This window comes from Hydrogenophaga sp. LT287 (assembly GCF_055702805.1).
The window spans coordinates 1-2,762 of the sequence record NZ_JBVPZC010000069.1; the positions used below are offsets into that span (position 1 = coordinate 1).

3 protein-coding genes are annotated in these 2,762 nt (G+C 53.9%); all 3 read right to left on the reverse strand.

Annotated elements, in window-relative coordinates; all coding sequences use genetic code 11:
• Nucleotides 1–157: 157 nt before the first annotated feature.
• The gene (locus AC0GNR_RS19455) at nt 158–1,120 is read right to left on the reverse strand and encodes an IS5 family transposase (protein WP_472901589.1); all 963 of its coding nucleotides are present in this window, start codon (nt 1,118–1,120) and stop codon (nt 158–160) included.
• Nucleotides 1,121–1,145: 25 nt separating this feature from the next.
• A complete protein-coding gene (locus tag AC0GNR_RS19460) occupies nt 1,146–2,537 on the reverse strand; it encodes a site-specific DNA-methyltransferase (protein WP_472902388.1) in 1,392 nt (463 codons plus the stop codon).
• Nucleotides 2,538–2,573: 36 nt separating this feature from the next.
• Nucleotides 2,574–2,762: transposase (locus AC0GNR_RS19465; protein ID WP_472900757.1), on the reverse strand; the 189-nt coding region annotated here is incomplete at its 5' end.

The following is a 2,762-nucleotide window of genomic DNA, read 5'->3' on the forward strand; positions in this document are numbered from 1 at the left end:
GGATGCTCTGAAAAACCCACCAGCCAGCGTGTTACGTGCCTGACGGAGTTTCGTCCGATGAGCTTTCGCGCGATCCGGCACAGTTTGGGTTGGAATTCGTATCCGGTTTGCCCCATTTGGGGCCGCCTGAGGGCCACTGACCCGGTTTCGGTCGCACTCACGCCTGTGCTCCGATCAGTTTGTGACGGGCCATCCACAAGTTGGACAACGCAAACAGCGTCTTGATCTGCAAGGTGTTCTTCTTCAGACCCCGATATCGCACCTTCGTGAAGCCAAACTGGCGCTTGATCACCCGAAACGGGTGCTCCACCTTGGCGCGAATCCCGGCCTTGATCTTCTCGACTTTGTCGATCAGCGCATCCCTCGAGTTGCTGTCTTTGTCCAGCTTCTTGCGCTTGCCTGGGCGCATGGCCACATGCCATTTGTGGCTGGCTTTTGCATCGGGGCGCTTGTCTGCGCCTTGGTAGCCCGCGTCACCGAACACGTCCGTCTCTTGACCATGCAGCAGGCTGTTGCCCTCGGTGACATCGGCTACGTTGCCCGAGGTGCCTCGCACGGTGTGCACCAAGCCCGAGTCGGCATCCACGCCTATGTGGGCTTTCATGCCAAAGTGCCACTCGTTGCCCTTTTGGCTCGAGTGCATCTCGGGGTCTCGCGCTTTGTCTTTGTTCTTGGTGGAGCTGGGCGCGGCGATGAGGGTGGCATCTACAGCGGTGCCGGCCTTGAGCAGCAAGCCGCGCTGCTGCAGCAGTTCGTTGACGGTGGCCAGGATCTGATCGGCCAGCTTGTGTTTCTCCAGCCTGTGGCGGAACCGAAGAATGGTGCTCTCGTCGGGCAGTCGGCCAAAGGTATCGAGCTGAGCGAATTCGCGGTAAAGCGGTGTGTCGAAGAAGGCTTCCTCCATGGCCGGGTCTGACAGACTGAACCACTGCTGCATGAAGTGCACTCGCAGCATCGTCTCCAGCGCAAAGGGTGGGCGACCATTGCGCCCTTCGCTGTAATACGGGGCTATCAGCTCGACCAGGGCAGCCCATGGAACCACGGTTTCCATCTGCTGCAAAAACACCTGCTTGCGGGTCTTGCGCGTGCTCAGGTTCAAGTCAAAGCTGCTTTGTTTCATGGTGCCCGAGTGTGCCGCGCTGGGCTTACATCTGCCATGCCGCTGGGGTGGTTTTGCAGAGTTTCCCTAGGTCAACGCCCCAGTCCAACAGCACCTGGAACAGCAGGTCTTCTGGCGTGCGGTCTTCGCGGATGTTATTGACTTGATCGAAGAGTTGCTCTTGCGATACGACATCTGGGGTGTAGAACACCTCCTTCATATTGGAACTGTCGATTCTCAAAGCACGAAATTCAAAGTCCACTTCGGCAATTCCGGCCACGCCAGCGTTTTCTGTTTTGATCTTCTTTCCTGCGCGACGAATGCGCTCTTTACTGATTTCGGCAATGGTTCGATAGCCAGCCTTGGCGGCTTCGGATTTATCGTCGCAAACTTCAGGAAGCTGCACCAGAATGAATTTGCGGTTCCCGCCGTCTTCTGCATTCATCTGCATTACTGCGTCGGCAGTTGTGGCCGAACCAGAAAAGAAATCCAGCGCAATGTCGTCCTTATCAGTTGCAACTTGAAGAATTCGTTTGATCAACCGAGTCGGCTTCGGCGTGTCGAATACCGCACTTTCGGGGAACAGATCATTGACTTCCTTCTTTGCATCTTGACTGTGCCCAACATCAGAGTACTTCCAAATCGTTTGGCAGGCAGTTCCTTGCTTGACTTCCGTTAGGAACCGTTTGATTGCGGGGACATTGTTACCGTCTGCACCGAACCAAATTCGGTTGTCGGCGATCAACGTTTTCAGGACCGGCTCGGTATACAACCAGCAACGTCCATTTGGCAAGATATGCCGTTTGCCGTTCGGAGCAATCAATTCGTAAAACTGGGTTTTAGTACCATGCCCACCTTGTGCGGTCGAATCCACCGGTTTCCATACCCCGCGCGGGTCATTGTCAGGGTTTTTGTAGCGAGCGTTCATCTCATCTGATCGCTCCAGCAGGTTTGGAAACCAATTCAGTTTGTTCTTCGCAAACACCACCAGAAAATCGTGAGACTCAGAAAACCATTTCACTGCGTTCTGGGGGCTATATCGCTTTTCCCAAACGATGGTGCTTATGAAGTTCTCTTCACCAAATATTTCGTCACACATCCGCTTTAAATTGGCTTGCTCGTTGTCATCAATTGAGATGAAGATAACGCCGTCGTCACGCAGTAAGTTACGGGCCAATTTCAACCGCGAAAAAAGCATGGATAGCCAGTCGGAGTGGAAGCGTCCGTTCGATTCCGTATTTGCATTTAAGCGCCTACCCGCGTCGTCCTTTTGATTTGAACGTTCGAAATATGAAGCCGAATCTTCAGCAAAATCATCCTCATATACGAAGTCATTCCCCGTGTTGTACGGCGGATCGATATAGATCACCTTGACCTTGTTCAGATAGGTTTCTTGCAGCAGTTTCAATGCATCAAGGTTGTCCCCCTCAATGAACAAGGGCGGATTCAAAAGTGAAGTGCAACACCCTGGGTTTCAATGAACGAGGGTGGAATGTTGCGGGCTGTTGAGCAGGAGCTCTCGGTAGACCGCCAGCGGTGATCGTACGCCAAGGCCTTTCCTGGGCCGGTTGTTGATCTGATCGGCAATGGCATCGAGTTGCTCTTGGCTGTAGCCCGAGAGATCGGTGCCCTTGGGTAGGTACTGACGCACCAGTCCATTGGT